This window comes from Massilia sp. Bi118, from assembly GCF_918697865.1.
Lineage (GTDB): Bacteria > Pseudomonadota > Gammaproteobacteria > Burkholderiales > Burkholderiaceae_D > Telluria.
In genome coordinates this window covers 38,536-62,053 of sequence record NZ_CAKKMV010000015.1, presented here as the reverse complement: position 1 = coordinate 62,053, position 23,518 = coordinate 38,536, and the positions used below count along the sequence as shown (strand labels likewise).

19 protein-coding genes and 1 tRNA gene are annotated in these 23,518 nt (G+C 64.6%); 14 read left to right on the top strand and 6 right to left on the bottom strand.

From position 1 onward, the window contains the following. Nucleotides 1-17: 17 nt before the first annotated feature. The gene (locus LQV39_RS20615) at nt 18-362 is read right to left on the bottom strand and encodes a DUF1566 domain-containing protein (RefSeq protein WP_230028543.1); all 345 of its coding nucleotides are present in this window, start codon (nt 360-362) and stop codon (nt 18-20) included. 281 nt (nt 363-643) lie between these two features. Between LQV39_RS20615 and LQV39_RS20610 the strand changes: the two genes are divergently transcribed. From LQV39_RS20610 to LQV39_RS20600, 3 genes are all read left to right on the top strand, one after another. Beyond that, nucleotides 644-2,077, top strand: coding sequence for a choice-of-anchor Q domain-containing protein (locus tag LQV39_RS20610; RefSeq protein WP_230028541.1), 1,434 nt, complete (start codon nt 644-646; stop codon nt 2,075-2,077). Between the two features lie 291 nt (nt 2,078-2,368). Next, nucleotides 2,369-3,790, top strand: coding sequence for a right-handed parallel beta-helix repeat-containing protein (locus tag LQV39_RS20605; RefSeq protein ID WP_230028539.1), 1,422 nt, complete (start codon nt 2,369-2,371; stop codon nt 3,788-3,790). 121 nt (nt 3,791-3,911) lie between these two features. After that, a complete protein-coding gene (locus LQV39_RS20600) occupies nt 3,912-5,492 on the top strand; it encodes a right-handed parallel beta-helix repeat-containing protein (protein WP_230028537.1) in 1,581 nt (526 codons plus the stop codon). Between the two features lie 57 nt (nt 5,493-5,549). Here the strand turns inward: LQV39_RS20600 and LQV39_RS20595 are convergent, their stop codons facing one another. Beyond that, on the bottom strand, nt 5,550-6,233 hold the full coding sequence (locus LQV39_RS20595) for an SOS response-associated peptidase (RefSeq protein ID WP_230028535.1): 684 nt from the start codon (nt 6,231-6,233) through the stop codon (nt 5,550-5,552). 260 nt (nt 6,234-6,493) lie between these two features. Next, entirely contained in the window at nt 6,494-6,844 is a 351-nt protein-coding gene (locus LQV39_RS20590; protein WP_230028533.1) for a hypothetical protein, read from the bottom strand. A gap of 139 nt (nt 6,845-6,983) precedes the next feature. On the opposite strand from LQV39_RS20590, the gene LQV39_RS20585 reads away from it, so the two are divergent. Further along, nucleotides 6,984-7,178 carry a hypothetical protein gene (locus LQV39_RS20585; RefSeq protein WP_230028531.1) on the top strand — a complete coding sequence of 65 codons (195 nt, stop codon included), beginning with the start codon at nt 6,984-6,986 and terminating at the stop codon, nt 7,176-7,178. Nucleotides 7,179-7,181: 3 nt separating this feature from the next. Here the strand turns inward: LQV39_RS20585 and LQV39_RS20580 are convergent, their stop codons facing one another. The 3 genes from LQV39_RS20580 to LQV39_RS20570 form a co-directional block, all read right to left on the bottom strand. Next, nucleotides 7,182-7,733, bottom strand: coding sequence for a hypothetical protein (locus LQV39_RS20580; protein ID WP_230028529.1), 552 nt, complete (start codon nt 7,731-7,733; stop codon nt 7,182-7,184). A gap of 400 nt (nt 7,734-8,133) precedes the next feature. Then, on the bottom strand, nt 8,134-9,582 hold the full coding sequence (locus LQV39_RS20575) for an NAD-dependent succinate-semialdehyde dehydrogenase (protein WP_230028527.1): 1,449 nt from the start codon (nt 9,580-9,582) through the stop codon (nt 8,134-8,136). An 81-nt stretch (nt 9,583-9,663) separates the two neighbouring features. After that, entirely contained in the window at nt 9,664-10,131 is a 468-nt protein-coding gene (locus tag LQV39_RS20570) for an Lrp/AsnC family transcriptional regulator (RefSeq protein WP_230028525.1), read from the bottom strand. 129 nt (nt 10,132-10,260) lie between these two features. On the opposite strand from LQV39_RS20570, the gene LQV39_RS20565 reads away from it, so the two are divergent. From LQV39_RS20565 to LQV39_RS20520, 10 genes are all read left to right on the top strand, one after another. Continuing rightward, nucleotides 10,261-13,782, top strand: coding sequence for an indolepyruvate ferredoxin oxidoreductase family protein (locus LQV39_RS20565; protein ID WP_230028704.1), 3,522 nt, complete (start codon nt 10,261-10,263; stop codon nt 13,780-13,782). Nucleotides 13,783-13,850: 68 nt separating this feature from the next. Further along, nucleotides 13,851-13,935 (top strand) — tRNA-Leu (locus LQV39_RS20560). Nucleotides 13,936-14,023: 88 nt separating this feature from the next. Beyond that, a complete protein-coding gene (locus tag LQV39_RS20555; RefSeq protein WP_230028523.1) occupies nt 14,024-14,809 on the top strand; it encodes a hypothetical protein in 786 nt (261 codons plus the stop codon). A gap of 29 nt (nt 14,810-14,838) precedes the next feature. Then, nucleotides 14,839-17,073 carry a penicillin acylase family protein gene (locus tag LQV39_RS20550; protein ID WP_230028521.1) on the top strand — a complete coding sequence of 745 codons (2,235 nt, stop codon included), beginning with the start codon at nt 14,839-14,841 and terminating at the stop codon, nt 17,071-17,073. A 132-nt stretch (nt 17,074-17,205) separates the two neighbouring features. Further along, nucleotides 17,206-17,829 (top strand): PEP-CTERM sorting domain-containing protein, encoded by a 624-nt coding sequence (locus LQV39_RS20545; protein WP_230028519.1) that lies wholly within the window; start codon nt 17,206-17,208, stop codon nt 17,827-17,829. 120 nt (nt 17,830-17,949) lie between these two features. Next, nucleotides 17,950-18,501 (top strand): thymidine kinase, encoded by a 552-nt coding sequence (locus tag LQV39_RS20540; protein ID WP_230028517.1) that lies wholly within the window; start codon nt 17,950-17,952, stop codon nt 18,499-18,501. 14 nt (nt 18,502-18,515) lie between these two features. Then, the gene (locus LQV39_RS20535) at nt 18,516-19,004 is read left to right on the top strand and encodes a hypothetical protein (protein ID WP_230028515.1); all 489 of its coding nucleotides are present in this window, start codon (nt 18,516-18,518) and stop codon (nt 19,002-19,004) included. A gap of 81 nt (nt 19,005-19,085) precedes the next feature. Then, nucleotides 19,086-21,380 carry a carboxy terminal-processing peptidase gene (locus LQV39_RS20530; RefSeq protein WP_230028513.1) on the top strand — a complete coding sequence of 765 codons (2,295 nt, stop codon included), beginning with the start codon at nt 19,086-19,088 and terminating at the stop codon, nt 21,378-21,380. Between the two features lie 179 nt (nt 21,381-21,559). Next, nucleotides 21,560-22,174: a PEP-CTERM sorting domain-containing protein gene (locus LQV39_RS20525; RefSeq protein WP_230028511.1), complete on the top strand. Its 615-nt coding sequence runs from the start codon at nt 21,560-21,562 to the stop codon at nt 22,172-22,174. A 141-nt stretch (nt 22,175-22,315) separates the two neighbouring features. Next, the gene (locus tag LQV39_RS20520; RefSeq protein WP_230028507.1) at nt 22,316-23,506 is read left to right on the top strand and encodes an acyl-CoA dehydrogenase family protein; all 1,191 of its coding nucleotides are present in this window, start codon (nt 22,316-22,318) and stop codon (nt 23,504-23,506) included. Nucleotides 23,507-23,518 lie beyond the last annotated feature (12 nt).

The window sequence follows — 23,518 nt, the reverse complement described above, 5'->3', positions numbered from 1 at the left end:
GCGGGTAGCCTGGCGGCTCAGGCGCCGACGATCCGCCGCACCGCGCGCGCATGGCCGCGGAAAGGCCGGCCATACACGGTCTGGATGCCGCTGGCGAAGTTCTGCCCCCAGACCAGTTGCGGCCGCGTGTCGTGCTGTTCGCTCGACCAGTACCACACCCGGTCGAAGCGTTCGCGCAGGTTGGCGAACAGGAGGGCAAGCTCCCGCCGCGTGGGCAGGTCGCCTTCCTGCGAGCCCGCCCACTCGCGCGCGGTCGGCCAGCTGACGTCCGATACGTCGTCCGGCAGCAGCACCAGGTGGTAATCCGCTTCCCCGTCCTTGCCCAGGATCAGTCCGGCATAATCCTCGCCTTCCTTGAGCATTTCTTGAATTCTTAGGTATTCGCCCATCGCGTCATCCTCGCATGTGGTCTACGGTCTCTGTACTAAGACCATGTTCACTGCGAGTCAGTTGCCGCGCGCAATACGATGTAGCTCATAACCTTGTTCGCACAAGCTGATCCGTTTTGCGCCATACGGTTTACAGAAATATTTTCTGTAAATATTTAATTACAACGAGAAAATTTTCTTTAAAAAAGATTGAACTAAGGAAGTTTCCTTCGCTCAAAGGGGTACATTCTCTTTTTGCTGCTAGGAACTTTCTCATGAAAAAACTCGTTACTTTTGCTTCGGATATCCGTGTCAACGCCCTGCTGTGCGCCAGCGTCACCGTCCTCCTGACCGCCTGCGGCGGCGGCATGACCGACGCCGGCCAGCAAGCGCAGACTGCCGCTGCCGTCACCTCCAGCACCGACACCACCGTCGCAAACAGTGCCGCCACCACGCCGAACGCTGCCGACGCAGCCGGCGCCCAGGCGACCGAAGCCGCTGCAGCCGGCAGCTTCGAACTGAGCGGTTACGATGGCAGCCTGGCCTCGACCGGCGCCGCCTCGACTGAAGCGGCAGCCCCGGCCGATGGCGCGCCGCGCCTGCTGGCGTCGATCTCGGCATCGAGCCCGACCGTGAGCGCCGCGACCACCACCCCGGCCACCACCTATAACTATTATGTGTCGCCGACCGGCTCCGACACCGCCGCAGGCACCAAGGCAGCCCCGTTCAAGACCTTGGCCCGCGCAGCAAAAGCCGCCACCAAGGCCGGCACCACCGTCTGGGTTGCTCCGGGCACCTACGCCGGCGGCATCAAGACCACCGCCAACGGCACCGCCGCAGCACGCATCTACTGGGTCTCGACCACCAAGTGGGGCGCGAAAGTCGTGCCGCCGTCGAGCTCCTCGAACAACAATGCCTGGGATAACCGCGGCAACTACGTCAGCATCATCGGCTTCGACGTCGACGGCACCAACTCGGGCTCGGGCACCAAGTGGACCCACGGCATCTACACCGGCGGTTCCTACGGCATGATCCAGGATAACCACATCCACCACCTGGCCCGCAGCGTCGCCTGCACCAGCGCCGGCGGCTCGGCCATCGGCGTGGACAGCTACTACCACGGCGTCAAGACCGACATCGTCAGCAACGTCGTCAACGACATCGGCCCGGCAGGCTGCACCTACGTCCAGGGTATCTATGTCAGCACCTCGGGCACGATCAAGAACAACCTGGTCTATCGCGTGGGCGCGGTCGGCATCCACCTGTGGCACGACGCCACCGACGTGGTCATCACCAACAACACCGTGACCAGCTCGAACTTCGGCATGGTGGTGGGCGGCGGCGACTTCTATTACACGACGGCCGGCGCAAACAATGTCTACGTGGCGAACAACATCATTTACGACAACAAGTACGGCATTTCGGAGCAGGGCAAGACTGGCACCGCCAACAAGTATGTCAACAACCTGGTGTTCCAGAACCCGACTTACGACATCTCGCTGCGCAACGGCCTGAAGGCCACCGGCACCGTCAGCTCGAACCCGCTGTTCAAGGCCTACTCGCGCACTGCGGCAACGCCGGACTATCACCTGACGACCAGCTCGCCGGCCATCGGCCGCGGCACCGCGACCAATGCCTACGCAACCGACCTGGACGGCAAGCCGCGTAACGCTTCGACCGGCTACGACATCGGCGCCTATCAGCATTAAACCCGAGCACTAAGCGTCTCAGTTTTGCTCCCCGGACAAGCCCCTGGCTGTCCGGGTTCAGCCCGCATACCGTAAGGTGTGCGGGCTTTTTTGATTGTTACATCCGGCCGTGCATCGGCCATTCGAACTGATCGACATTTAACAATTGTCTGTTCATAAGTACCTGATTCTACTCAGCAATATCCGTTTGCATTCGATTACTGTAGGAAATTTATTTTAAAAAAGATTGAACTAAGGAAGTTTCCTTGCGTCAAAGGGTTACATTCACTTTTTGCCGCAAGGTACTTTCAGATGAAAAAACTCGTTACTTTTGCTTCGGATATCCGTGTCAACGCAATGCTGTGCTGCAGCGCTGCCGTCCTCCTGACGGCTTGCGGTGGCGGCATGACCGATACCGGCAACGGCCAGCAATCGCAGACCGCCGCCGTGGTCACCAGCAGTGCAGACCAGACCGCAGCAAACAGTGCCGCGACCACGCCCAATGCTGCCGATGCAGCCGCGGCGCAAGCGACCGAAGCCGCCGCAAGCAGCTTCGAACTGAGTGGTTACGATGGCGTCCCGGCATCCAGCGGTGCAGCACCGGCGGACGGCGCACCGCGCCTGCTGGCCTCGATCTCGGCATCGAGCCCGACCGTGAGCGCCGCGACCACCGCGACCCCGGCCACCACCTATAACTACTACGTCTCGCCGACCGGTTCGGACACCGCGGCCGGCACCAAGGCGGCACCGTTCAAGACCCTGGCCCGCGCCGTGAAAGCTGCGACCAAGGCCAGCACCACCGTCTGGGTGGCGCCGGGCACCTACGCCGGCGGCATCAAGACCACCGCCAGCGGCACCGCAACCGGCCGCATCTACTGGGTCTCGACCACCAAGTGGGGCGCCAAGATCGTTCCGCCGGCAAGCTCGAGCAACAACAACGCCTGGGACAACCGCGGCAACTACGTCAGCATCATCGGCTTCGACGTCGACGGTACGAAATCCGGCAGCGGCACCAAGTGGACCCACGGTATCTACACCGGCGGCTCCTACGGCATGATCCAGAACAACCACATCCACCACATCGCCAAGAGCGTGGCCTGCACCAGCGCCGGCGGCTCGGCCATCGGCGTGGACAGCTACTACCACGGCGTGAAGTCGGACATCGTCAGCAACGTCGTCAACGACATCGGCCCGGCCGGTTGCACCTACGTCCAGGGCATCTACGTCAGCACCTCGGGCACGATCAAGAACAACCTGGTGTATCGCGTTGGCGCGGTCGGTATTCACCTGTGGCACGACGCCACCAATGTGATCATCACCAACAACACCGTGACCAGCTCGAACTTCGGCATGGTGGTGGGCGGCGGCGACTTCTACTACACGACGGCCGGCGCGAACAACGTCTACGTTGCGAACAACATCATCTTCGACAACAAGTACGGCATTTCGGAGCAGGGCAAGACCGGCACCGCGAACAAGTACGTCAACAACCTGGTGTTCCAGAACCCGACCTACAACATCTCGCTGCGCAACGGCCTGAAGGCCACCGGCACCATCAGCTCGAACCCGCTGTTCAAGGCCTACTCGCGCACCGCGGTCACCCCGGATTTCCACCTGACCAGCAGCTCGCCGGCCATCGGCCGCGGTACCGCGACCAATGCCTACCCGACCGACCTGGACGGCAAGGCGCGTAACGCTTCGACCGGCTACGACGTCGGCGCTTACCAGCATTAATAGCAAGCACTGCGCTTTACCCAAGCGTCCGCGGCGCTGCGTCGCGGACTCCCTCTTGCCCCCGCATCCATACGGCCCTTTCTAGTTGCCGCAGGGGCACTTTGCACCTAAGGAATGTAGAATGAAAAAGCAAGCTTCGTTTTCCCCGGCTCTCCGCATCAACGCACTGCTGTGCTGCAGCGCCGCTGTCCTCCTGAGCGCCTGCGGCGGTAACGCCGACATGGGCGCCGCCGCCAGCCAGACCGCTGCCGCCATCACCAGCAGCGCCGATGCCACCGCCAGCGCCGTGGAACCGAATACGACCGACGCAGCAGCAGCGAGCGCCTCGACCGCGCCTGCCAGTTTCGCACTGAGCGGCTACGACGGCCACCCGCTGGCCGCCGAAGCCCAGGCGACCTCGACCCAGCCGCGCCTCCTGGCCAGCATCACCTCGTCGGCCACCGCCGGCACCCCGACCCAGCAGGTGACGAACCTGTACCGCACCCTGCTCAAGCGCGAGCCGGACTCGGGCGGCCTGGCGTATTGGAGCAACCTGGTCGCTGCCGGCGTGCCGATCAGCTTCGTCGAAGCGCAGTTCAAGGCCAGCCAGGAATACGTCAACCTGCAAGCCGCCACCGGCGGCGGCAGCGGCGCCACGACCACGACCCCGACGACGACCTACAACTATTATGTCTCGCCGACCGGCAACGACAGCGCCGCCGGCACCAAGGCAGCGCCGTTCAAGACCCTGGCGAAGGCAGCGAAAATGGCAACCAAGGCGAGCACAACCGTCTGGGTCGCTCCGGGCACCTACGCCGGCGGCATCAAGACCACCGCCAACGGCACCTCCAGCGGCCGCATCTACTGGGTTTCGACCACCAAGTGGGGCGCCAAGATCGTTCCGCCGTCGAGCTCGTCCAATAACAACGCCTGGGACAACCGCGGCAACTACGTCAGCATCATCGGCTTCGACGTCGACGGCACCAACTCGGGTTCGGGCACCAAGTGGACCCACGGCATCTACACCGGCGGCTCCTACGGCATGATCCAGGATAACCATATCCACCACATCGCCCGCAGCGTCGCCTGCACCAGCGCCGGCGGCTCGGCCATCGGCGTGGACAGCTACTACCACGGCGTGAAGTCGGACATCGTCAGCAACGTCGTCAACGACATCGGCCCGGCAGGCTGCACCTACGTCCAGGGTATCTATGTGAGCACCTCGGGCACGATCAAGAACAACCTGGTCTATCGCGTGGGCGCGGTCGGTATCCACTTGTGGCACGACGCCACCGACGTGGTCATCACCAACAACACCGTGACCAGCTCGAACTTCGGCATGGTGGTGGGCGGCGGCGACTTCTATTACACGACGGCCGGCGCGAACAATGTCTATGTCGCCAACAACATCATTTACGACAACAAGTATGGTATCTCGGAGCAGGGCAAGACCGGTACCGGCAACAAGTATGTCAACAACCTGGTGTTCCAGAACCCGACCTACAACATCTCGCTGCGCAATGGCCTGAAAGACACCGGCACCATCAGCTCGAATCCGCTGTTCAAGGCCTACTCGCGCACTGCCGCGACCCCGGACTACCACCTGACCAGCAGCTCGCCGGCCATCGGCCGTGGCACCGCGACCAATGCCTACCCGACCGACCTGGACGGCAAAGCGCGTAACGCCTCGACCGGTTACGACATCGGCGCGTATCAGCACTAAGCTGTAACGGGGGTAATTCCTGTTCGAGCCCGCATGCCGCAAGGTGTGCGGGCTTTTTCAGTCCTCGTCCTCACCGGCGATGGGCTGGGCGATCTGCGGGCCGCCGGCGCTGGCGTTGTTGACCCTGGTGCTGACCTTGTACCAGTCGAAGTCCTCGGGCGGCACGGCGGCGTGGCGCGCCAGTTCGAGCGCCTGTTGCGGCGTCAGGTTGGGCGACATCCACAGTTCGGCATCTTCCTTGGCCAGCACGACGGGCCGGCGGTCGTGGATATCGAGCATGCCGCCGTGGGCATCGTCGGTGACCAGCACGAAGCCGGCTTCGGCGCGGTTTTCCTCGAAGGGACCGAAGTTGGCCAGCGCCAGCAGGAAGAGGGGAGCGTGGTCCTTGCGGTGGATGTGCCAGGGCTGCTTGTGGCCTTTTTCGCCTGTCCATTCGTACCAGCCCTCGGCGGGCACGATGCCGCGTCCGTTCTTGAGCAGGCGCGACCAGTAGCTGCCGCTCAGCTTTTCGAGGCGCGCATTGATGGCGATCGGGATCTTGCCCTCGGCCCAACGGGGGCGATAGCTCCAGAACACGTCGTCGACGTGGTGCTCGCCGTCCTCCATATGCAGCACAGGGCGATAGGTGCCCGGCGCGGCGTTGGTCGTCGGCGCGGATTCGCTGTCGAACACCGCGTCCGCCCAGCCGAAGGCATTGGCGTAATGGCGCGCGGTCTGGCTTTGGTCAAATCGTCCACACATGGCCCGATCCTACCGCAGTCGCGGCAAACCGGTCGTCCGTTAGCCGGGCAGTATGGCGGTCCACCGGGATTGCAAAGTGGCTGTGCGATTTCGCTGACGTCACGACAGGAATTTGCTAACCCGTCCCGGGCCTTGTGAAGGCCAAAGGCGTCCCAACTTCCTGTCATGTTTCGTCAGGTAGTCTCTCTGCTTCTTTGTGTCTCCACCTCAGTGATCCTCTGAGTGTTTGCCGCTGTCGACATGCGCGACAGCGGCATTTTTTATGCGCCGCCCGCGGGCTTGGCCGGGATGCTGCAGGTGCGCGTGCAGCGCAGGTATTTGTCTTCGCACACCCCGTAGCGTTCCGACTGCCGTTTGTGGAAACTGGCCTGGTCGGCCGCACGCATCTGCTCCGACTGGCCCTGGGCGTGGCTGGCCGTGTTTGCAAACGGATTCTTTTCCACTGTGCCGCGCTCGAGCAGGTCGTCGTTGCCGGTGGCCTTGCGCGCCGTCGCGCGGCACTCCTGGCGCTCGCTGCCGCACATCGACTTGCAGAAGCCGGCGTCTTCGGCGGCCCAGGCGGAAGGAAGGGCGGCAGCACACAGTGCGGCAAGGACAAAGGCACGGATCATGGCAAGTCTCCTGATGTTGGTTGGGTAAAGTATAAACTTTCCTGCAAGAAGGACAAGATGACGTCCCGCTCGTGCATTTGCAGGCGGGCCGATGCAGGCGTATGCTGTACTCACAACATTGCTACAAATGGAGACAACCATGAAGCTTCGTTTCGCACATGTACATCTGCCGGCGAGTTTGCACCGTCCGCTGCGCTTCGGCAGCCGCTGGCGCGGCCATGAGCTGGCGCTGCGTGTCTGCCAGATACTCGCGTTTGCAGTGCTGGCGGTGTTTGGCGGGCAGCTGATTGCCCAGCTGATCAGGTTTGTCGTGCGGACGTTTGCCGCGACCTGAGTCTTACAGGCGTATCGTTATTTCGATCTTCTCGGCGGCTATGCCCAGGGACTCGGCCAGCTTGCGCTTGGCCTCCGCGATTGCATCGGTAAAGTTGCCGCCTCTGCCTTCACTGGCGTCGGCCGCCGCGTAAGTGGCCGCTTTTTCCGCGACCTGCAGCGGCAGGGCGGGGCCCAGTAGCTGTTGCCAGTTCAGCGCGTCCGGATCCAGGTCCAGGCGGCGGAACAGTTCCGCCGTCTCCAGGTAAGCCACCGGAAAGCGCTGGCTGTTGGCGAGCAATTGCCAGGCGCCGGGAATATGGACCATCGCATAGGTCTCGAATTCAATCGTGATCCTTGCCGCATGCGGCGACGGTTTCGTTCGCTTGATCCGCGCGATCAGGAACGCGACGCCGTGCTCGAAATCCATCGCGGCCCACTGCTCGCGGCGGTTCCTGACGCAGACGAGGTACTGGGCCGCCTCCACGCGGATCGGGCTGGCGGTCCAATGGCCGCATCCGCCTTCCTCGCGCATCCGCCGCAAATCCTTGCCAGTGTAGACGATTACACTTTCCATGAGCATTCCGGTAATGACTGACTCGACATTACTGGTTTGCATCATCGGCAGGTTTGATGGTGCTCACCTGCTCGCGCATGCTCTCCGTTCTATCCGAAGCTATCTGGCGCCTATACCCTTGCTTATAGTTGATTAGGGTCAGGGATCAAGGTTCCATCGGCAACTTCATCCAGGCTCGACACTCCAATCGAGTGCAAGGCAAGCCGGGCGCGGCTTTCCAGGCAAAGCAGCCCTCAGCGGGCTTTATTCTGGATGAAGTTGAAAGGATAGTTATGGATAAGCTTCAGATAGTTACCCAATTCCTGGCGATGTTGGAGGACCACCCCCAGGCGGCCCTGGTGCTGATCGCACTGGCGGCCATCATCAAGCAATGGCCGCCCAAGGGGTGACGCGCAGCTGCTTACACCCCGACCATCGACACCGCCTTGGTGTTCAGGTAGGCCTCGAGCGCCTCGGGGCCGCCTTCGGAGCCGTAACCGGAATCCTTGATGCCGCCGAAGGGCAGTTCGGCGCTCGGCGTGGCAGGCTGGTTAATCCACAGCATGCCGACTTCCACGCGGTTCATCAGCAGTTGCGCGTTCTTGATCGAGCGGGTGAAGGCATAGCCGGCCAGGCCGTAGGGCAGGCGGTTGGCTTCATTGATCGCATCGACCAGACTGTCGAAACCGCGGATCGCGGCGACCGGGCCGAAGGGCTCGTCGTTGAACACGCTGGCTTCGAGCGGCACGTCGGCCAGGATGGTTGGCGCAAAGAAGTTGCCGGCTTCGCCCACGCGCTTGCCGCCGGTCGCCAGCACGGCGCCCTTGGCCTGCGCATCTTCGACGACCTTGGCCATCGCCGTCACGCGGCGCGCGTTGGCCAGCGGGCCCAGCGTGATCCCTTCCTGCAGGCCGTCGCCCAGCTTCAGGCCTTCGGCATGCGCCACCAGCGCGCGCGTGAACTCCTCCTTGACCGCGTTGTGGACCAGGAAGCGGGTCGGCGAGATGCAGACCTGGCCGGCATTGCGGAACTTGGCGGCGCCGGCTGCCTTGACTGCCAGCGCCACGTCCGCATCTTCGGCGATGATGACCGGGGCATGGCCGCCCAGCTCCATGGTCGCCCGCTTCATGTGGGCGCCGGCGAGGGCGGCCAGCTGCTTGCCGACCGGGGTCGAGCCGGTGAAGGTGACCTTGCGGATGATGGGATGCGGAATAAGGTAGCCCGAGATTTCGGCCGGGTCGCCGAACACCAGGCCGACCACGCCGGGCGGCACGCCGGCATCGACGAAGCATTGCAGCAGGGCGGCCGGCGAAGCGGGCGTCTCTTCCGGCGCCTTGCACAGGAAGGAGCAGCCGGTGGCCAGCGCTGCCGACAGCTTGCGGACGATCTGGTTGATCGGGAAGTTCCAGGGCGTGAAGGCGGCGACCGGGCCGACCGGCTCCTTCAGCACCAGCTGCTGGGCCGCCGGATTGCGCGCCGGGACGATGCGCCCGTACACGCGCATGCCCTCGGCCGCGAACCAGTCGATGATCTCGGCGCCGGCCATGGCTTCCATCTTCGCTTCCGCCAGCGGCTTGCCCTGTTCCTGGGTCAGCAGGCGGGCGATGTCGCCGGCGCGCTCGCGCAGCAGGTTGGCGGCGCGGCGCATGGTCGCGGCGCGCTCATAGGCGGGGACGGCGCGCCAGGTTTCGAAGCCCTTCTGCGCAGCGGCAAGGGCGCGGTCCAGGTCGGCGATGGCGGCATGGGCCACGGTGCCGATGGCCAGTCCGGTGGCCGGATTGACGACCGGGATGGTCTTGCCGCCGGTGGCTTCGATCCATTCGTTGGCGATCAGGAGTCGGGTATCGGGATAGCTGCTTGTCGTCGTCATGGGTGTCGGTTCCTTGTTGATTTGTTCTGTGAAATGAGACTGCGCCCTCTATGATCGCATTCTCCGGGCTTGCCTGCATGGCTACAAGGGCAAGGCGGTCTCGTACTTCACCTCGCGCAGCGCCACGCTGGTGTTCACCTGCGAGACCCCGTTCAGCTTCACCAGCACGTTGTGCAGGAAGTCGTGGTAGGCGTCCATGTCGGCCACCACCACCTTGACCAGGTAATCCGAGCTGCCGGTGGTCTCGTAGCATTCGACGACTTCCGGCCGCAGCCGCATGGCCTGCTCGAACTGCTCGACCACGCCTTCCGCGTGCCGCAGCAGCGAGACGTGCAGCAGGCACACCACCGCCAGCCCCAGCTTGCGGCGGTCGACCAGGGCGGTATAGCGCACGATGTAGCCGTTGTCCTCCAGCTCCTTCTGGCGCCGCCAGCACGGACTGGCGGACATGCCGATCTTTTCCGCCAGCTCGTTCGAGGAGATCCTGCCGTCCTTCTGCAGCTCGGCGAGAATTTTCATGGATGCTGCATCAATCGAATGATTTTTCATCATTTTGGCCGGAAGTAGACAAGTTCTTGCAATTCTACCGCCGTAAATTGCAAAGATAGAAAAAATCTTTCGCGCCCGGCGTCCTATCCTGTCTCATCATTTACCCAAAACCATAAAAACATGAACGACATGACGAATCCCGCGCAGCTCGGGCTGGCAGACCCCGACTACGCACTCGACGACAACCTGACCCGCACGCGCGGCCGGGTGTTCCTGACCGGCACCCAGGCCCTGGTGCGCCTGCTGTGCATGCAGAAGCAGCTGGACGAAGCGCAGGGGCTGGACACGGCCGGCTTCGTCAGCGGCTACCGCGGTTCGCCGCTGGGCGCCGTCGACCAGGAGCTGTGGCGCGCCAAGAAGCTGCTGGCCGAGCGCCGCATCGAATTCCTCCCCGCGATCAATGAGGAGCTGGGCGCGACCGCCGTGATGGGCTCGCAGCAGGTCGAAGCCAACCCGACCCGCAAGGTCGCCGGCGTGTTCGCCATGTGGTACGGCAAAGGACCGGGCGTGGACCGCGCCGGCGACGCCCTCAAGCACGGCCACGTCTACGGTTCCTCGCCGCATGGCGGCGTGCTGGCCATCCTCGGCGACGACCATGGCTGCGTGTCCTCCTCGATGCCGCACCAGAGCGAGCAGGCACTGATCGCCTGGGGCATGCCGGTGATTAATCCGGCCAACATTCAGGAATATCTGGAATTCGGCCTCTACGGCTGGGCGCTGTCGCGCTTCACGGGCGCCTGGTGCGGCTTCAAGGCGATCTCGGAAACGGTGGAGGGCGGCGCGGTGGTCGAACTGCCGGCCATGCCCAGCTTTGCGGCGCCCACCGATTACACGCCGCCGGCGGACGGCCTGCACAACCGCTGGCCGGACTTGCCCGGCCTGGCGCTGGAGCAGCGCGTGGCCGCCAAGCTGGAAGCGGTGCAGGCCTTTGCGCGCGCGAACTCGATCGACCGCCTGGTGGTCGCGGCGCCCGGCGCCCGCATCGGCATCATCGGCGCCGGCAAGGCCTACCTCGACCTGATCGAAGCGCTGGAGCGCATGGCCATTTCCGTCGAGCGCCTGCAGGAACTAGGCGTGCGCCTGTACAAGCCGGGGCTGACTTACCCGCTGGAAGCGAGCCGGCTGTCGGACTTCGCCCAAGGCCTGGAAGAGATCCTGGTGGTCGAAGAAAAGGGGCCGGTGATCGAGCAGCAGGTCAAGAACCTGTTCTACAACGTGGCGCCCGGGCAGCGCCCCGCCGTGATCGGCAAGACGGACCGCGATGGCGCGCCGCTGCTGTCCGCGCTGGGCGAGTTGCGGCCCTCGCGCATTGCGCCAGTGCTTGTGCAGTGGCTTGGCGCGCGTTTCCCGGCGCTGGACCTGCACCGGTACCTGCCGGATTTCTGCGCCGCCGAACTGCCTTTCAGTGCCGCGGAAGGCGTGCGCCGCACACCTTACTTCTGCTCCGGCTGCCCGCACAATACCTCGACCCGCGTACCCGAAGGCAGCCGTGCGCTGGCCGGCATCGGCTGCCACTTCATGGCCACCTGGATGCAGCGCGACACCTATTACCTGTCGCAGATGGGCGGGGAGGGCGTCAGCTGGGCCGGCACCTCGCCTTTCGTGAATGAACCGCACATCTTCCAGAACCTGGGCGACGGCACCTTCTACCATTCCGGCTCGCTGGCGATCCGCCAGAGCGTGGCCGCCGGCACCAACATCACCTATAAGGTCTTGTACAACGACGCGGTGGCGATGACCGGCGGCCAGCCGGTGGACGGCACCTTGTCGGTGCCGCAGATCCTGCAGCAGGTGATCAGCGAAGGCGTCAGGAAGGCCGTGGTGGTCACCGACTACCCGGACAACTACGAAGGCGTGACCCTGCCGGAAGGCGTGACGGTCCATCACCGCGGCGAACTGGATGCGATCCAGCGCCAGCTGCGCGAGATTCCCGGCGTCACGGTGCTGGTGTACGACCAGACCTGCGCCGCCGAAAAGCGCCGCCGCCGCAAGAAAAACAAGCCCGATAACATCGTGTTCCCGGACCCGGCGCGGCGCATGCTGATCAACCCGGCCGTCTGCGAAGGCTGCGGCGATTGCGGCGTGCAGTCCAACTGCCTGTCCATCCTGCCGCTGGAGACGGAGCTGGGCCGCAAGCGCCAGATCGAGCAGTCGTCCTGCAACAAGGATTACTCCTGCGTCGAAGGCTTCTGCCCGAGCTTTGTCTCGGTGCTGGGCGGTACGCTGCGCAAGCCGGCTGGCGTCAGGATGTCCCTGGCCGACCTGGAACGCGCGCTGGAAAGCTATCCGGTTCCACGGCTGCCGGCGCTGGCAACGCCCTTCGAGATCCTGGTGGCCGGCGTCGGCGGCACCGGGGTCGTCACGGTGGGCGCACTGATCACGATGGCGGCCCACCTGGAAGGCAAGGGCGCGTCCACGCTGGACTTCATGGGCTTTGCGCAGAAGGGCGGCGCGGTGCTCTCGCACGTGCGGGTGGCGAGCTCGCCGGAGCGCCTGCACCAGGTCCGCATCGACCTGCGCCAGGCCGACGCCGTCTTCGCCTGCGACCTGGTGGTGGCCGGCATGCCGGACGGCCTGGCCGTCATCCGCCACGATCACACGAAGGTGGTCGCCAACGAACACGAGATCCCGACTGCCGACTTCACGCGCGACCGCGACGCCCAGGTCGACCGCGAAGGCCTGCTGGGCAGGCTGGGCGCCGCGACGGGCGAGGCGAACCTGCTGCGCCTGAACGCACAGGCGACGGCCGCGCGCTTCCTCGGCGACCCGATCGGCAGCAACATCCTGCTGATGGGCTATGCCTGGCAGCAGGGGCTGGTGCCGGTCGGCCTGCCGGCCCTGATGCGGGCGATCGAACTGAATGGCGTGGCGGTCGACATGAACAAGCGCGCCTTCACGCTGGGCCGCCTGCTGGCCGCCGACCGCGCGAAGCTCGACGGCATGGCCCAGCCGGCCCAGGTGATCCAGTTCGCGGCGCCGAAATCGCTGGAAGAGATGGTCGCCTTCCGCGTCGACTGGCTGACGCGCTACCAGGACGCGTCCTACGCGCAGCAGTACGCGCAGGCGGTGGCTGCCGTCGCGCAGCGCGAGCTTGCGCTCGAAGGCAGCGGCTCGCGCAAGCAGGTGGCCAAGGCGGTGGCGCGCAACCTGTTCAAGGTCATGGCCTACAAGGACGAGTACGAAGTCGCGCGCCTGCATGCCGACCCGGCCTTCCGTGAACAGATCGCCGCCCAGTTCGAAGGCGACTACAAGCTGGGCTTCCACCTGGCGCCGCCGCTGTTCGCGCGCAAGAAGCCGGGTTCCGGGGTGCCGGCCAAAATCGCCTTGGGCGGCTGGATGATGCCGGTGTTCGGCGTGCTGGCCCGCTTCAAGGGCTTGCGCGGCACCATGCTGGACCCCTTCGGCTGGACCCACGAGCGCAAGGACGAGCGCGCGCTGCGCGACCGCTACCTTGCCTTCGCGCGCGGCCTGGCGACCGGCCTGCGCGTGGACAACAAGGAGGCGGCGCTGAAGCTGGCGCAGCTGCCGGAGCAGGTGCGCGGCTACGGCCACATCAAGCAGGCGGCCATGGACAAGGCGCAGCGAGAATGGGCGACGCTGGAAGCGCGTTACCGCGACGGGGTGGTGGTGGAGCTGAAGCGTCGGGCCTGAATGGTGCGACTGTGAAGCGATGCGAAACTAACACCATGGCCGCCGACCGTAGTACAATCCCGGCCGGCGCGGGCATGGCGGAACTGGTAGACGCATCAGACTTAAAATCTGCCGCCGCGAGGCGTGCCGGTTCGATTCCGGCTGCCCGCACCACCATCTTCATTCTTCAGTTGGGTCCCTGCATGGTGTAGCATGCGCAAAGCAAACGCTACACACAGCAATCGAAGTGCAAGGACCCGAATTGAACATCACGATTAACGACGAACTCCGTACTTACGTCGACCCCCTCACGCCCGCCGAACACGAAGCCCTGGAACGCAGCCTGCTCACGGAAGGGTGCCGCGAGGCCCTGATCCTGTGGCGCGACGTCCTGATCGACGGCCATAACCGCTACGCCATCTGCAGCCAGCACGCTATCCCTTTCCGGACCGTCCAGAACGACAGTTTCGACTCGATCGAAGACGTCAAGCTGTGGATGATCGATAACCAGCTGGCGCGCCGCAGCGTCACCGATTTCCAGCGCGGCCTGATGGCCCTGCGCAAGAAGGAAATCCTGGCCGCGCGCGTGGTCCAGAAGACCGACGACGAGCTGCAGACCGAAGCCGACCAGGCCGTCCCATTCGCCCCGCCCTGGAACACGCGCCAGGAAGTGGCGCGCGCCGCCCGCGTCTCGGCGAATACCATCAGCCAGATCGAGCGCATCCAGAAGACGGCGGCGCCGGAGCTGGTGGATGCGGTGCGCAGCGGCGCCATCTCGATCAGTTCCGCCGCCAACGTCGCTTCGCTGCCGAAGGACGCGCAGGTGGCCGCGGTCGCCGGCGGCAAGAAGGAGCTGCAGCAGGCCGCGCGCCAGGTGCGCGAGCAGAAAAGCGCGGCCAAGCCGAAGAAGGAAGCCGGGTTCGAGACGCCCGAAGACCACATCAAGGCCCTCAAGGCCCAGGTGGCCGAGCTGAAGGACCGCGTCGCCACCCTGATCGGCGAGAACGATGTGCTGAAGCAGAAGCTGGTCCTGCTCGGCGCGGAATAAAAAACGACTATAAAAATCCAGGAGACCCCATGCCGACTTCCCGCCTGATCGCCTCGACCGTCTTGAGCCTGGCCGTGCTGGCCGCGCTGCCGCCTGCGATGGCCGGCGCGGCACCCAAGGCCACCCCCCAGGCTGCGGGCGCGTTCTCGAACGCCGAACTGGCGCGCCTGAAGAAAGCCGCGCAGCGCGTGACGATCCTGCGCGACAAGTGGGGCATCCCGCACGTGTTCGGGAAAACGGACGCGGACGCGGTGTTCGGCATGGTGTTCGCGCAGGCGGAGGACGATTTCAATCGTGTCGAACGCAATTACATCAATGCCATGGGGCGCCTGGCCGAGGTCGAGGGCGAGAAGGAGATCTGGCGCGACCTGCGCATGAAGCTCTACATCGACCCGGCCGACATGAAGGCCAAGTACACGGCCAGCCCGGCCTGGTTGCAGAAGCTGATGAACGCCTGGGCCGACGGCATGAACTGGTACCTGGCCAGCCATCCGCAGGTGAAGCCGAAGCTGCTGACCCGCTTCGAGCCCTGGATGGCCCTCAGTTTCAGCGAGGGCAGCATCGGCGGCGACATCGAGTCGATCAACCTGAAGCAGCTGGAAGCCTTCTACGGCAAGCGTCCGGCGCCGGCACTTGCCATGGCCGACCCGGGCAAGGGCTTCGACAAGGAGCCGCAAGGCTCCAACGGCTTCGCCATCGCGCCCCGGCGCACGGCGGGCAAGCACGCACTGCTGATGATCAATCCGCATACCTCCTTCTACTTCCGGCCCGAAGTCCACATGGTCAGCGAGGAGGGTCTGAACGCCTATGGCGCCGTGACCTGGGGTCAATTCTTCATCTACCAGGGCTTCAACGAGCGTCTCGGCTGGATGCATACCTCGGGCGGCGGCGACGTCATCGACGAATACCTGGAAACGGTAAATGAGCGCGAGGGCAAGTTTTTCTACAAGTACGGCAACGAGGAACGCGCGATGCGCAGCAAGACCATCGTGCTGCCCTACCGGACCGCGGACGGCATGGCCAGCCGCAGCGTCACTGCGTACTTCACGCACCACGGCCCGGTGATCCGGGAAGAGGGCGGCAAGTGGGTGTCCGTGAAAATGATGGACGACCCGGTGCACGCGCTCGAGCAGTCCTATGGGCGCACCAAGGCGCGCGACTACGCGGCCTTCCTGAAGGTGATGGACCTGCGCACCAACTCCTCGAACAACACCGTGTACGCGGATGCCGACGGCAATATTGCCTACTTCCACGGCAATTTCGTGCCGCGCCGCGACCCGCGCTTCGACTGGACCCATCCGGTCGACGGCAGCGACCCGGCCACCGAGTGGAAGGGCCTGCACGAAGTGAAAGAGACGATCACCGTCTTCAACCCGAAGAGCGGCTATATCTCGAACACCAACAACTGGCCCTGCACCGGCTTCGGCGCCAGCAGCCCGGATTGCGCGGCCTACCCGAAATACATGTGGTCGCTGCCGCAGAACGCGCGCGGCATCCATGCGGAGCGGGTGCTGCACGATGCGCAGAACCTGAGTCTCGAGGGGCTGATCGGCAAGGCCTACGACCCTTACCTGACTGCCTTCGAGCCGCTGCTGCCGGCCCTGCTGAAGGATTGGGACGCGCTGCCGCAGGGCGATGCGCTGAAGACGCGCCTTGCCGAGCAGGTCGCGCTGCTCCGTGCCTGGGACCTGCGCTGGGCCGTGGATTCGGTGCCGACTTCGCTGGCCGTCTACTGGGGCCAGGAAATGGTGAAGGAGGCGGCAACCCGCGCCCGCGCCCAGCAAGTGCCGGTGGTCGATTTCATCCAGACCCGGCTGGGCGCCGCGGAGCGCCTGGACGCCCTGTCGCGGGCCTCGGACAAGCTGCAGGCCGACTTCGGCAGCTGGAAGACGCCTTGGGGCGAGATCAACCGCTTCCAGCGTCCCAGCGGCGAGGTCGAGCTGCACTACGACGACAGCAAGGCCAGCATCCCGGTCGCCTTCACCTCGGCCAACTGGGGCTCGCTGGCTTCCTTCGGCATGACGGCGAAGCAGACCACCAAACGCATCTACGGCGACCGCGGCAACAGCTTCGTGGCTGCGGTGGAGTTCGGACCGCGCGTGCGCGCCAGGAGCATCCTGGCCGGCGGCGAGAGCGGAGATCCGAAATCGCCGCACTTCATGGACCAGGCCGAGATGTACAGCCGCGGCCAGTTCAAGGACGTGCTCTTCTATAAAGAGGACATCGAGAAACAACTCGAGCGCAAATACCATCCTGGACAGTGACGCGGTCTGAGCCGTCCCTGCACGCACTTTTATGCATCGCAAAGTGCGCGCAAAACACGTGTTAGCTCGATTGCAACAATTGCATTCCTGATATCTACTGGTCCTCCGATCGATCTTATCAGGAGTGCAATCATGGCCAGCAAAGCCCCACTCAGCAAGCTCTTCTGCGCCGCGGCGCTGCTCTGCGCAACCGCCGCCGCCCAGGCCGACATCACCGTCTACACCAGCCAGGCCGACTGGCTGGCCGCCGTGCAGGCGCCGGGCACCGACACCTTCGACGACCTGACCCTCACGAACCACGGCGAATCCTTGACCCGCAACGCCGGCGCCTACACCTACAATCTGTATTCCGCCACCGGCCTGTACGGTGCCGGCGGCACGGGCGGCGATTACTGGCTGTCGAACAACACCGCGATCGCGCCCATCGTGTTCTCGGGCTTCGGCAGCGGGGTGACCGCATTCGGCGGCAATTTCTTCGCGTCCGATGTGCTGGGCCAGTACACCACCGGCAACCTGATCCTGACCGCGATCGACGGCACCGCCCTGAGCTATGGCCTGGGCGGCGCGGCCACCACCGATTTCCTCGGCTTCGTCTCGACTTCGCCGCTGGTGGCGGTCACGCTGGCCACCGATGGCGGCGCCGGCTACTGGCCGACCGCCAACAACGTCGTGCTGGCCGTGCCGGAACCGGCCACCTACGGCATGCTGCTGGCCGGGCTGGGCTTCGTCGGCCTGATGAGCCGCCGCCGCGGCTAGGCCGCAAGCGTGGCAAGGCCGCCCGGACGCCGATTATCGGCCCGGGCGGTTTTCCGTTGCGGGTCCGCTTGCTATAATTTTGCAAGTTAACAAGTCCAGCGGACTCAGGCGGAAGGCGCAGTGGCAAAACTCTATTTCAGGTATTCGGCGATGAACGCCGGCAAATCCACCTCGCTGCTGCAGGTGGCCCACAATTATGAAGAGCAGGGCCAGAAGGTCCAGCTCTACACCGCCGCGATCGACAACCGCTACGGCGTCGGGCTGATCACCTCGCGCCTGGGGCCGCAGCGCGAAGTCGGCCTGTTCGACGGCGACACCGATTTCCTGGAAAGCGCGCCGGAAGTGGCCTGCGTGCTGGTCGACGAAGCGCAGTTCCTGACGAAAGAACAGGTCGTGCAGCTGCACCGCCTGGCCCAGGTGCGCGGCGTGCCGGTGATCTGCTACGGCCTGCGCAGCGATTTCCGCGGCGACCCTTTCCCGGGCTCGGCCTACCTGCTGGCGCTGGCCGACGACATCGAGGAAATCAAGAACATCTGCACCTGCGGCAAGAAGGCGACCATGAACATCCGCGTCGACGCGGAAGGCCGCCGCATCCGCGAAGGCGAGCAGGTCAGCATCGGCGGCAACGAAAGCTACCGCCAGGCCTGCGGCCGCTGCTTCTACAAGGGCTGAAGGGCAGCACCGGGATGGGCGACATCCTGCTCTACCTGGTGCCATCGCTGGCGCTGGCCTTCCTGATCTGGCTGGTGACCTCGCTGCACCCGCTGTTCTTCCTGTTCAGTGCGGCCGGCACCCTTTGCCACGAGCTGGCGCATTTCTCGGTCGGCCTGCTGCTGGGCGCGGAACCAACCGGCTTCTCGCTCATTCCAAGACGTACCGGGCGTACCTGGGAACTCGGCTCCGTCACCTTTGCCAACCTGCGCTGGTATAACGCCGCGCCGGCGGCGCTGGCGCCGCTGCTGGTGCTGCTGGTGCCGCTGGCGGTGGCCTGGTGGCGCACCCGCGGCGCATGGCATTTCGGCCCGGCCGACCTGGCCCTGACGCTGCTGCTGGCGCCGCAGTTCCTGTCTTTCTGGCCGTCGCCGGTGGACTGGCGGCTGGCGGTGCGCAGCTGGCCCTGGCTGGTAATTATCCTTGTGACAGCAGCCGCGGCCTATATTCTTAAGCTCGGCTGAAGAAGTGCGCAGGCCGACTCTACGTCGTCTGACTATCCTGTAGAATTGGTCGCACCAGAGATCCGCCCGGAGAAACGAACAATGAAGAAGCAGATGTTGATGCTTGCGGTGGCAGCGGCCATGTCGGTCCTGTCGGCCCACGTCGTCACCGCGCAGCCCGAAAAGGTCCAGCTGACCACGGCCCAGAATGCGGCCCAACCCGGCACCGGTCCGCTCAAGCCGTCCGCAGCCCAGACCCAGGCCGCGCTGTGGGCCTCGCGCGTGCTGGCGCGCTACCACTACAAGGCGCTGCCGCTGGACGACGCGATGTCGGCCAAGATTTACGACAACTACTTCAAGACGCTCGACAGCGAGAAGCTCTACTTCACCCAGGCCGACGTCGACCAGTTCGCACCGGCCCGCAGCAAATTCGACGACGCGATCAACAACGAGGACCTGACGCTCCCGTTCCAGATCTATAACGTCTACCAGCAGCGCTTCAACGACCGCATGGCGTATGCACGCGAACTGGTCCAGAAGGGCGGTTTCGACTTCAGCGCCAACGAAAGCCTGCAGATCGACCGCGAGAAGGCGCCCTGGGCGAGGAACGAGGACGAAGCCCGCGACCTGTGGCGCAAGCGCGTCAAGAACGACTGGCTGCGCCTGAAACTGGCCGGCAAGGACGAGAAGGGCATCAAGGAGACCCTCGACAAGCGCTACGAGGGCTACCAGAACCGCCTCAAGAAGCTGAACAACGAGGACGTGTTCCAGATGTTCATGAACGCGTATGCCACCGCGATCGAGCCGCACACCAACTACCTGGGCCCGCGCTCGGCCGAGAACTTCGACATCATGATGCGCCTGTCGCTGGACGGCATCGGCGCCGTGCTGCAGTCGCGCGAAGACTACACCGTGATCCGCGAGATCGTCCCCGGCGGCCCGGCCGACAAGTCCGGCAAGCTGAAGGTCGGCGACCGCATCGTCGGCGTGGCCCAGGGCAATGGCGCCTTCACCGACGTGATGGGCTGGCGCATCGACGACGTGGTCCAGCTGGTGCGCGGCGAGCGCAACTCGACCGTGCGCCTGGACGTGCTGCCGGCCGACGCCGGCCAGGACGGCAAGCACGTGACGATCCCGCTGGTGCGCCAGAAGATCAGCATGGAAGAGCAGTCGGCCAAGAAGCAGATCATCGAAGTCAAGGAAGGCGGCGTGAAGCGCCGTATCGGCATCGTCTCGCTGCCAACCTTCTACCAGGACTTCGAAGCGCGCCGCAAGGGCGACAAGGACTTCAAGAGCGCAACCCGCGACGTCCAGCGCATCCTCGGCGAGCTCAAGAAGGAGAAGGTCGACAATGTGCTGATCGACCTGCGCAACAACGGCGGCGGCTCGCTGATCGAGGCGGTCGAACTGACCGGCCTGTTCATCGACAAGGGCCCGGTGGTGCAGCAGCGCACCGCCGAAGGCCGCATCGACGTCGAGAGCGACACCCAGGCCGGCCTGGCCTGGGACGGTCCGATGGGCGTGCTGATCAACCGCGGCTCGGCCTCGGCTTCCGAGATCTTCGCCGCCGCGATCCAGGACTACGGCCGCGGCATCGTGATCGGCGAACCGAGCTTCGGCAAGGGTACGGTGCAGACCCTGATCAATCTCGACCGCTTCTCGCAGAGCGACAAGATGAAGTATGGCGAGCTGAAGATGACCATCGCCCAGTTCTTCCGCATCAACGGCGGCACCACCCAGCTGCGCGGCGTGACCCCGGACATCAAGCTGCCGGTGACCTCGGACGCCGAAAACTTCGGCGAGTCGTCCTACGACAACGCGTTGCCCTGGGTGCAGATCAAGCCGGCGACCTACCTGCCGTCCGGCGACCTGAAAGAACTGGTGACCCCGCTGCAGAAGCGCCACGATGCCCGCGTCGCCAAGGACAAGGAATTCCGCGACATCGAGCAGGACATCGCCGAAGCCCTGAAACTGCGCAAGGACAACCTGATCTCGCTGAACGAGGCGGTGCGCCGCAAGGAGCGCGAGAACCAGGAAGCCAAGGCCCGCCTGCGCGAATCGCGCCTGGCCGACGCCCAGGAACCGGGCAAGGCCGACGAGCCGGTTGCCGGCCCGGGCAGCAAGGAGCAGCGCGCCAAGGCGCCGAACCCGACCGCGCCGAAGAAGAGCAATGTTGCGCTGAAGGGTGCAGCGCGCTCCGACGACGGCCTGCAGGGCGACGAGCGCAGCCTGGCAGCGGAAATCGCCGCCGAGAAAGCGGCCAAGAACGCCAAGGACGTGTATCTGCAGGAAGCCGCCCACATCCTGGCCGACGAGGCCGGCATGCTGAAGGCCGATACGCGGATGGCTTCGCGCACCATGCCTTACTTGTCAATGATTAAACAAGCCGGCAACTAGGCGAATGTTAAATAGCTAACATAGCCGAAAGTACGGTTGTGCTCCAAAAGAGGGCTTTTCTGCGGAAAAGCCCTTTTTATTTATGCCGCACAATTGAAAATTGCTTTTTTTGCAGCTGTGGTACATTGACTCAGCAATTGCATAGAAAATAATTTTTAACATTGTACCAGGAGCGCATTATGACAATTCGTTATCTCATCGCTGCAGCCTTGATGGCCAGCGCATGCGCCGCACACGCCGATGTGATTCCGTCCTCGGGTGGGGCCGGCATCGTCAGCGGCAGCAATGTTGCTGGCGCAGTGGGTGACTCGAGCGTGATCGCCGGGGTCACCCGCGGCGCCAACAGCGATGCCCTCGTGCAGGCGCTGTTCGCCAAGGTCAGCGCCAGCGTCGGCCACGACATGAAAGTCACCCTGAAGCAAGGCGTCGACGGCGTCTATGTGACGGGCCTGAGCACCGCAAAAGCGGCTGCCCTGGCGGGCGATGGCATGTCGGTGGTCGTGACGCCGGACGGCTTCAAGATCGTCGACAACACCGGCGCCGGCAGCAACACCGCCACCTCGGGCGGCGGCGCCAGCAACACCGGTAGCGGCGGCCCCACCTTTACCCCGGCGATAACCCCTCCGGTCAGCCTGCCGGGCAATGCCGTGCTGCCCAGCGGTCCGGACATCAGCGTCGGCGTCGGCGGCAACCAGGGCCAGGATGCGACCGCGGTGCCGGAGCCGTCGTCCATCGCGTTGATGCTGGCAGGCATGCTGGGCGTGGCCGGTCTCAAGCGCCGCCGCGCACGCTGATCGCCGGTCAGCAAGGCATCACCCTTCGAGCGGGCTGCGGCCCGCTTTTTTACGTCTGTCGCTTTGGGCCGCAGTTCAGGTACAATCTTTGGAACGGTCGTGCTTTTTTGCGCCGGCCAGAAGAACAAGAGGAGACTTCAGATGGACCTGAACTATACAAGCGAGGACCTGGCCTTCCGCGACGAGGTGCGCGCCTTCCTGGAAGCCGAGCTGCCGTCCGACCTGCAGCACAAGGTGCTGAACCACTTGCGCCTGTCCAGGGAGGATTACGTGCGCTGGCACCGGATCCTGGCGCGGCAGGGCTGGGTGGCGCCGGGCTGGCCGCGCGAGTTCGGCGGCCCCGGCTGGACCGCGGCCCAGCGCCACATCTTCGAGGAAGAGTGCGCGCGCGCCGGCACGCCGCCCATCATGCCCTTCGGCGTCAACATGGTGGCGCCGGTCATCATGGCCTTCGGCAGCCAGGCCCAGAAAGAACACTACCTGCCGCGCATCATGTCCTGCGAGGACTGGTGGTGCCAGGGCTATTCCGAACCGGGCGCCGGCTCGGACCTGGCGTCGCTGAAAACGACTGCCGTCAGGGAGGGCGAGCACTACATCGTCAACGGCCAGAAAACCTGGACCACGCTGGCCCAGCACGCCGACATGATCTTTTGCCTGGTGCGCACCGATCCGAACGTTCGGAAGCAGGAGGGCATCTCCTTCCTGCTGATCGACATGAAGACCCCCGGCATCACGGTCCGTCCCATCATCATGCTGGACGAGGACCATGAGGTGAACGAGGTCTTCTTCGACAATGTGCGGGTCCCGGTGGCCAACCTGGTGGGCGAAGAAAACCGCGGCTGGACCTACGCCAAATACCTGCTGGGCCACGAGCGCACCGGCATCGCCGCCGTCGGCCGCTCCAAGCGCGAGCTGGCGCGTCTGAAGCGCCTGGCCGGGCGCGAGCAGAAGAACGGCCGCCCGCTGATCGAAGACCCGCTGTTCGGCGTAAAAGTCGCGGAGCTGGAGATCGAGCTGATGGCGCTCGAGACCACGGTCCTGCGCGTGCTTGCCCAGGCCCACCAGGCGCCGGGACCGGAAGCCTCGGTGCTGAAGGTGCGCGGCACCGAGATCCAGCAGCGCCTGACGGAATTGATGGTCGAAGCCGCCGGCCCGATGGCCTTGCCCTTCGATGCCGCCTACCTGGAAGGCGAGACGGAACACAGCGCGATGGACGACGACTTCGCCGCGCCGCTGCTGCCGCACTACTTCAATTACCGCAAGACCTCGATCTACGGCGGCTCGAACGAGATCCAACGCAATATCATCTCCCAGATGATCCTGGGCCTGTAAGGAAGAACACCA

What these genes read in the sequence shown, in the direction of transcription:
- LQV39_RS20615 (WP_230028543.1), bottom strand. Translation starts at nt 362, where the DNA reads ATGCTCAAGGAAGGCGAGGATTATGCCGGACTGATCCTGGGCAAGGAC.
- LQV39_RS20610 (WP_230028541.1), top strand. Translation starts at nt 644, where the DNA reads ATGAAAAAACTCGTTACTTTTGCTTCGGATATCCGTGTCAACGCCCTG.
- LQV39_RS20605 (WP_230028539.1), top strand. Translation starts at nt 2,369, where the DNA reads ATGAAAAAACTCGTTACTTTTGCTTCGGATATCCGTGTCAACGCAATG.
- LQV39_RS20600 (WP_230028537.1), top strand. Translation starts at nt 3,912, where the DNA reads ATGAAAAAGCAAGCTTCGTTTTCCCCGGCTCTCCGCATCAACGCACTG.
- LQV39_RS20595 (WP_230028535.1), bottom strand. Translation starts at nt 6,233, where the DNA reads ATGTGTGGACGATTTGACCAAAGCCAGACCGCGCGCCATTACGCCAAT.
- LQV39_RS20590 (WP_230028533.1), bottom strand. Translation starts at nt 6,844, where the DNA reads ATGATCCGTGCCTTTGTCCTTGCCGCACTGTGTGCTGCCGCCCTTCCT.
- LQV39_RS20585 (WP_230028531.1), top strand. Translation starts at nt 6,984, where the DNA reads ATGAAGCTTCGTTTCGCACATGTACATCTGCCGGCGAGTTTGCACCGT.
- LQV39_RS20580 (WP_230028529.1), bottom strand. Translation starts at nt 7,733, where the DNA reads ATGGAAAGTGTAATCGTCTACACTGGCAAGGATTTGCGGCGGATGCGC.
- LQV39_RS20575 (WP_230028527.1), bottom strand. Translation starts at nt 9,582, where the DNA reads ATGACGACGACAAGCAGCTATCCCGATACCCGACTCCTGATCGCCAAC.
- LQV39_RS20570 (WP_230028525.1), bottom strand. Translation starts at nt 10,131, where the DNA reads ATGAAAAATCATTCGATTGATGCAGCATCCATGAAAATTCTCGCCGAG.
- LQV39_RS20565 (WP_230028704.1), top strand. Translation starts at nt 10,261, where the DNA reads ATGACGAATCCCGCGCAGCTCGGGCTGGCAGACCCCGACTACGCACTC.
- LQV39_RS20550 (WP_230028521.1), top strand. Translation starts at nt 14,839, where the DNA reads ATGCCGACTTCCCGCCTGATCGCCTCGACCGTCTTGAGCCTGGCCGTG.
- LQV39_RS20545 (WP_230028519.1), top strand. Translation starts at nt 17,206, where the DNA reads ATGGCCAGCAAAGCCCCACTCAGCAAGCTCTTCTGCGCCGCGGCGCTG.
- LQV39_RS20535 (WP_230028515.1), top strand. Translation starts at nt 18,516, where the DNA reads ATGGGCGACATCCTGCTCTACCTGGTGCCATCGCTGGCGCTGGCCTTC.
- LQV39_RS20530 (WP_230028513.1), top strand. Translation starts at nt 19,086, where the DNA reads ATGAAGAAGCAGATGTTGATGCTTGCGGTGGCAGCGGCCATGTCGGTC.
- LQV39_RS20525 (WP_230028511.1), top strand. Translation starts at nt 21,560, where the DNA reads ATGACAATTCGTTATCTCATCGCTGCAGCCTTGATGGCCAGCGCATGC.
- LQV39_RS20520 (WP_230028507.1), top strand. Translation starts at nt 22,316, where the DNA reads ATGGACCTGAACTATACAAGCGAGGACCTGGCCTTCCGCGACGAGGTG.